General features: G+C 62.8%; 6 protein-coding genes and 1 pseudogene. 5 read left to right on the top strand and 2 right to left on the bottom strand.

Going from position 1 to position 4,713, the window contains the following annotated elements; genetic code table 11:
- The 5 genes from VFL62_RS01085 to VFL62_RS01065 all read left to right on the top strand — a co-directional run.
- Nucleotides 1-786, top strand: a 786-nt coding sequence (locus VFL62_RS01085) for an amino acid ABC transporter substrate-binding protein (protein WP_325170530.1), incomplete at its 5' end; no start/stop codon positions are given.
- A 134-nt stretch (nucleotides 787-920) separates the two neighbouring features.
- Nucleotides 921-2,069, top strand: a complete 1,149-nt coding sequence (locus VFL62_RS01080) for a YihY/virulence factor BrkB family protein (protein WP_325170529.1) — start codon at nucleotides 921-923, stop codon at nucleotides 2,067-2,069.
- A gap of 4 nt (nucleotides 2,070-2,073) precedes the next feature.
- On the top strand, nucleotides 2,074-2,586 hold the full coding sequence (locus VFL62_RS01075) for an inorganic diphosphatase (RefSeq protein ID WP_325170528.1): 513 nt from the start codon (nucleotides 2,074-2,076) through the stop codon (nucleotides 2,584-2,586).
- Between the two features lie 171 nt (nucleotides 2,587-2,757).
- The gene (gene modA, locus VFL62_RS01070) at nucleotides 2,758-3,519 is read left to right on the top strand and encodes a molybdate ABC transporter substrate-binding protein (RefSeq protein WP_325170527.1); all 762 of its coding nucleotides are present in this window, start codon (nucleotides 2,758-2,760) and stop codon (nucleotides 3,517-3,519) included.
- A gap of 29 nt (nucleotides 3,520-3,548) precedes the next feature.
- The gene (locus VFL62_RS01065) at nucleotides 3,549-3,860 is read left to right on the top strand and encodes a hypothetical protein (protein ID WP_325170526.1); all 312 of its coding nucleotides are present in this window, start codon (nucleotides 3,549-3,551) and stop codon (nucleotides 3,858-3,860) included.
- Nucleotides 3,861-3,882: 22 nt separating this feature from the next.
- Here the strand turns inward: VFL62_RS01065 and VFL62_RS01060 are convergent, their stop codons facing one another.
- Complete coding sequence (locus VFL62_RS01060; protein ID WP_325170525.1) at nucleotides 3,883-4,167, bottom strand: DUF3606 domain-containing protein; 285 nt, start codon at nucleotides 4,165-4,167, stop codon at nucleotides 3,883-3,885.
- Between the two features lie 182 nt (nucleotides 4,168-4,349).
- Nucleotides 4,350-4,713, bottom strand: a pseudogene (locus tag VFL62_RS01055) (D-alanine--D-alanine ligase); the annotation flags it as partial.

The raw sequence follows: 4,713 nt of genomic DNA, 5'->3' as shown, positions 1-4,713 counted from the left end.
CACCGCGAGGCCTCGGTGCCGTTCTCCTATGTCGACGACAAGCAGCAGCCGATCGGCTTTGCCATGGATATCTGCGGCAAGATCGTCGAGGCCGTGAAGCGCGAGTTGAAGCTCGACAAGCTCGAGGTGAGATATGTGCTGGTGACGTCGCCCTCGCGCATTCCGTTGATGGCCAACGGCACGATCGATCTCGAATGCGGCAACACCACCAACAACGCCGAACGACAGCAGCAGGTTTGGTACACCAACACGCATTTCCTGACTGCGAGCCGTTTCATGGCGAGGGTCGACTCCCACGTCAAGACCATCGCCGACCTCAAGGGCAAGACGGTCGTCGCGCCCGCGGGCTCGACCAACATCAAGCAGGCGCTCGAATTCAACACCCGCCTCAATCTCGGGATGACGATCGTTCCGGTCCAGGACCAGGGCGAAGCGTTCCTGATGGTCGACACCGGCAGGGCGGTGGCCTTTGTCCAGGACGACATCGTGCTCGCGGGTCTGATCGCAATCGCAAAGGACCCGAAGGCCTACATGATCTCGGAAGACGCGTTCTCCAAGCCCGAGCCCTACGGCATCATGCTGCGCAAGGGCGATACCGCCTTCAAGGCGGTGGCCGATGCCGCGACGGCCGCGCTCTACAAGAGCCCGGAAGGCCCGGCGCTCTACGCCAAATGGTTCACGCAGCCGATCCCGCCGAAGAACGTCAACCTCAACATCCCCATGAGCGAGGTGATGAAGCGCACCTTCGAAAATCCGAAGGACTCAGCCGACCCCGCCGCCTATTGATCGGCGCGGCCGGAGTTTTGCATCTTCTGGTTCCAGCTCCGGAGGCGCCATCCCCGGTGGCCGCCTGGAATCCGCGAAGGAACGTTCTCTGGTCTCAGTCGGTTGAGGATTGCAGGGAAACGACGGAAGCATAATTGTCTTTGAACTCCGAGACGCTCAGTGCGACCCCCGAGACGCCAGATGCCTTGAGCCCGCCTTCTCTCGGGTTCGCCATCTCGATCATGGTTTTGCTCGGGGCCGCGATGGCCTCGAATTATCTTTCCTGGCAAAGGGTCAGGGATGAGCGCCGGCGATCGTCATTCCGGTCCGGCAACGATGAGCGGGCCGCCGTCGATGGGGGACGGGGGCGCAGTGCGACCACGCCGTCCGAAATACCTGCGCAGGGCTGGAAAGATATCCTGCGACGAGTCTACGCCAACATATCGAAGCACAGAATTCTCGCTCTTGCCGCAGGCATGACCTACTACAGCATCCTGGCGGTATTTCCGGCGATTGCCGCCCTGGTGGCGATGTATGGGCTGTTCGCCGATCCGGCGACGATTGCCCGGCACCTGGATCAACTCGGCGGATTTCTGCCGGGCGGCGCGGTGGACATCGCCCGCGAGCAGCTGACGCGGGTCGTTGCCAAAGGTCCTCAGACTCTCGGGGCGACGTTTCTGATCGGACTCGGTGTGTCGCTGTGGAGTGCGAACGCCGCGATGAAGTCGTTGTTCGATACGCTGAACATCGTCCACGGAGAAAACGAGAAGCGAGGGTTCATCCGGCTCAATGCGATTTCGCTCGGTTTTACGGTCGGTGGCGTGATCTTCGTGCTGGCCTCGCTCGGCTCTATCGTCGTCGTGCCGGTCATCCTGGCCTACCTGGGTCTGTCTCACCTGGGCGAGCTGCTGCTTCGTATCGGGCGCTGGCCTGCGATGTATCTCGTCCTCACATTGGCGCTCGCCGTGATCTACCGCTATGGCCCGAGCCGCGAGACCGCCCGCTGGCGGTGGATCACCTGGGGCAGCGCGATCGCGGCCTTGCTCTGGCTGATCGTTTCCGGACTATTCTCCTGGTATGCCGCCAACTTCGGCAAATTCAACGAGACCTATGGTTCGCTCGGCGCCGCCATCGGCTTCATGACGTGGCTCTGGATATCGGCCATCGTCATCCTGCTCGGCGCGGAGATCGACGCCGAGATGGAGCATCAGACGGCGCGAGACACCACGACCGGATCGGCGCAGCCGGTCGGGCGGCGCGGAGCCCACATGGCCGACACCGTCGGGGCGGCGCAAGGCGGATGAAATCATGAACCTGATGAAACTGCCGACATGGGCGGACGAAAACCACATCTACGCGGTCATCGAGACGCCTCGCGGAAGCTCCTGCAAGATGGATTTCGATCCGGAGCTTCGCGCGTTCACGCTGGCGAAGCCCTTGATGGCGGGTCTTACTTATCCTTATGACTGGGGCTTCGTTCCCTCGACCAGGGCCGAGGACGGCGACCCGCTCGACGTGCTCGTAATCCATGACGCCCGCACCTATCCCGGCGTCGTCCTTCGATGCACGCCGGTCGGCATTCTCGAAGTCGAGCAGACAAGCAAGGGCAAGAAGGAAAGAAATGACCGGATCTTCGCGGTTCCGGATCGTTCGCCATTGGAGACGGAGTTGGAGGACATTCGCCACCTTCCCGCGCGAGCGCAGGAGGAATTGGAAAAGTTTTTCCGTGCGACCGATGCGCTCGAGGAAAAGGAGCTCACATTCCTGGGGTGGCGGGGACCAAAGCGCGCGCTCAAGGCGATCAGGCGTCTCTCAGCCTGAGATCTATGGCCGCCGATCGCGACATCCAGACGCTGCGGCTTAATCATCGACAAGCTTATTATGCCTGCTGCGCGTCGCGGCCGTCTGCTATAGAGCAGGCTGCGGCGGTGCAGACGTCCGCATCATCGATGCCGCCGCCCCACGGGCAACCGGAGAACCAAGAAAATGCGAATGAAAATGTTGTTGCTCGCCACGGCGCTCGGCGCCGTGCTTTGCACGACCGCGTCAGAGGCCGCCGAGCTGAAGCTGCTCACCGCAGGCGCCTTCAAATCGACGGTGCTCGCGCTCTTGCCGGACTATGAGAAGGCGAGCGGCAACAAGGTCACGGTCGAGAACGACACCGCCGGCGCGCTGATGAAGCGGATTCAATCCGGCGAGACCTTCGACGTCGTCGTGATGACGCCCGATGGCGTCGACAGGCTGGCCGGCGAGGGCAAGGTGATGGCTGGCAGCCGCACCAACCTGGCGCGGGTCGGCGTCGGCGTGATGGTGAAGGAGGACGCGGCCAAGCCCGACATCTCGACCGTCGAGGCGTTCAAGAAAGCCGTGCTCGATGCCAAGTCGATCAGCTTCATCGATCCCTCAAGCGGCGGCTCCAGCGGCATCTATGTCGAGAAGCTGCTCGAGCGTCTCGGCATCGCCGACCAGGTCAAGCCGAAGGAAAAGCTGAAATCCGGCGGCTATGTCGCCGACTACATCGAGTCCGGTCAGGCCGAACTCGGCATTCACCAGATCAGCGAGATCCTGCCGCATGGCGGCGTGACGCTGGTCGGGCCGCTGCCGAAGGAAATTCAGAACTACACGGTGTACGCCGCCGGCATTGCGAGCGCGACCAAGGACGCCGCGGCCGCCAAAGCCTTGATCGCGGCCTTGATGGGTCCGTCGGCGCAGGCGTTGTTCAAATCGAAGGGCATGGAGCCCGGCGGCGAATAGACCGCCGAACAGCAGGGCGAGCGAGCTTGATGTCCAGCCGCATCGACAAATCGTGGACCGTCATTGCCAGTCTCGAAAATGCCGAGCACGACAAATGCGTCGACATTTTTTCCAGGCCGGATGGCAGCTACGGCTTCGAGGAGTTCAGGCGGGATGTCGAGGATCGGGGGCGGTGGACGCCGCTGCAGACCTATTCGGCCCTGGTTTGCGCTTCACCGGCGACCGCCTTGGCGACCGCCGAGCGCACTGTGACGTGGCTCGCCCCTGTCCTGAGCCAAACGCCGGACCTGCGGACGCGGATCGCGGCTTTTGCGGATCAAGGCGGACCCGCGGCAGAATGATGCGGATTTCTGAACCACCACGCTAGGCAGGCTGCGATACTGCCGCGGCGAGGCTTGCTTCGTCGGCGGCAGCCTCGGTGTTCTCTACGGAAGCAATGACCACGGCGCTCGGCACTTCGCTCGCTGCCGCGGCATCCTTGCGCGCATTCGCTTCCTTGGTGATGGCGGCGATCGAGTTGCCGACGGTCTGAACCAGGTTGCCGAGCTGCCGGTCGGAAACCTTCAGGCGCTTGCGTATGATCCGGACCTGAACGCGATCGTTCAGGTCAAGCCGGTTTCGTGCGCCCTTGATACGGCGTTGAAGCATTTCCGTTTCCTTTTGGTAAGGTCTGGGAGAGATCAAGCTCAGGCGGGCGTTACGCCGCCTGGAGCTTGATCGGTGACGGTCCCGCTCCTCGCGAAGATGCTGTCTCCACTAAAGCAAGTCGAAACAGGGGGGTGCAGTTCCGCGCGCGCCGGAATTTCGTCTGAGGCCCGCCGCCACACCGCTCAGCCGACCGATACGCCCGCTTTCGCCCGGCTGATGCCGAGCGTGAGGATACGATGCAACAGCCCCGGGTAATCGAGCCCGTCATACTTTGCCGCCATCGCGAATTCCTGGCTTTTGGCGATTTCGGGGTTGGGGTTCGCCTCGATGAAATAGAGCGTACCGTCGGCGGCGAGGCGAAAGTCGATGCGCGCATAGCCGTCGAGCCGGAGGGTGCGGTAGATGCGTTTGGCAATCCGCTGGATGTGCGCGCGCAGTTCCGGCGCGAGGCCCTTGGCCGGCCCGTCCTCGATGCCGACGCGCTCCTGATACTCCGGATCGTGCTTGACCTTTTCGGTGGCGATGGCCTGGCCGCCCATGGTGCCG

The sequence above is a fragment of the Bradyrhizobium sp. genome, from assembly GCF_035701725.1.
GTDB lineage: Bacteria > Pseudomonadota > Alphaproteobacteria > Rhizobiales > Xanthobacteraceae > Bradyrhizobium.
The sequence above is the reverse complement of the archived record's forward strand: the minus strand, read 5'-3'. Positions and strand labels throughout refer to the sequence as shown.

Bases quoted from the DNA above. Each gene is read 5' to 3' on its own strand.
- modA (WP_325170527.1), top strand. From the start codon at position 2,758: ATGAAAATGTTGTTGCTCGCCACGGCGCTCGGCGCCGTGCTTTGCACG.
- VFL62_RS01065 (WP_325170526.1), top strand. From the start codon at position 3,549: ATGTCCAGCCGCATCGACAAATCGTGGACCGTCATTGCCAGTCTCGAA.
- VFL62_RS01060 (WP_325170525.1), bottom strand. From the start codon at position 4,167: ATGCTTCAACGCCGTATCAAGGGCGCACGAAACCGGCTTGACCTGAAC.
- VFL62_RS01075 (WP_325170528.1), top strand. From the start codon at position 2,074: ATGAACCTGATGAAACTGCCGACATGGGCGGACGAAAACCACATCTAC.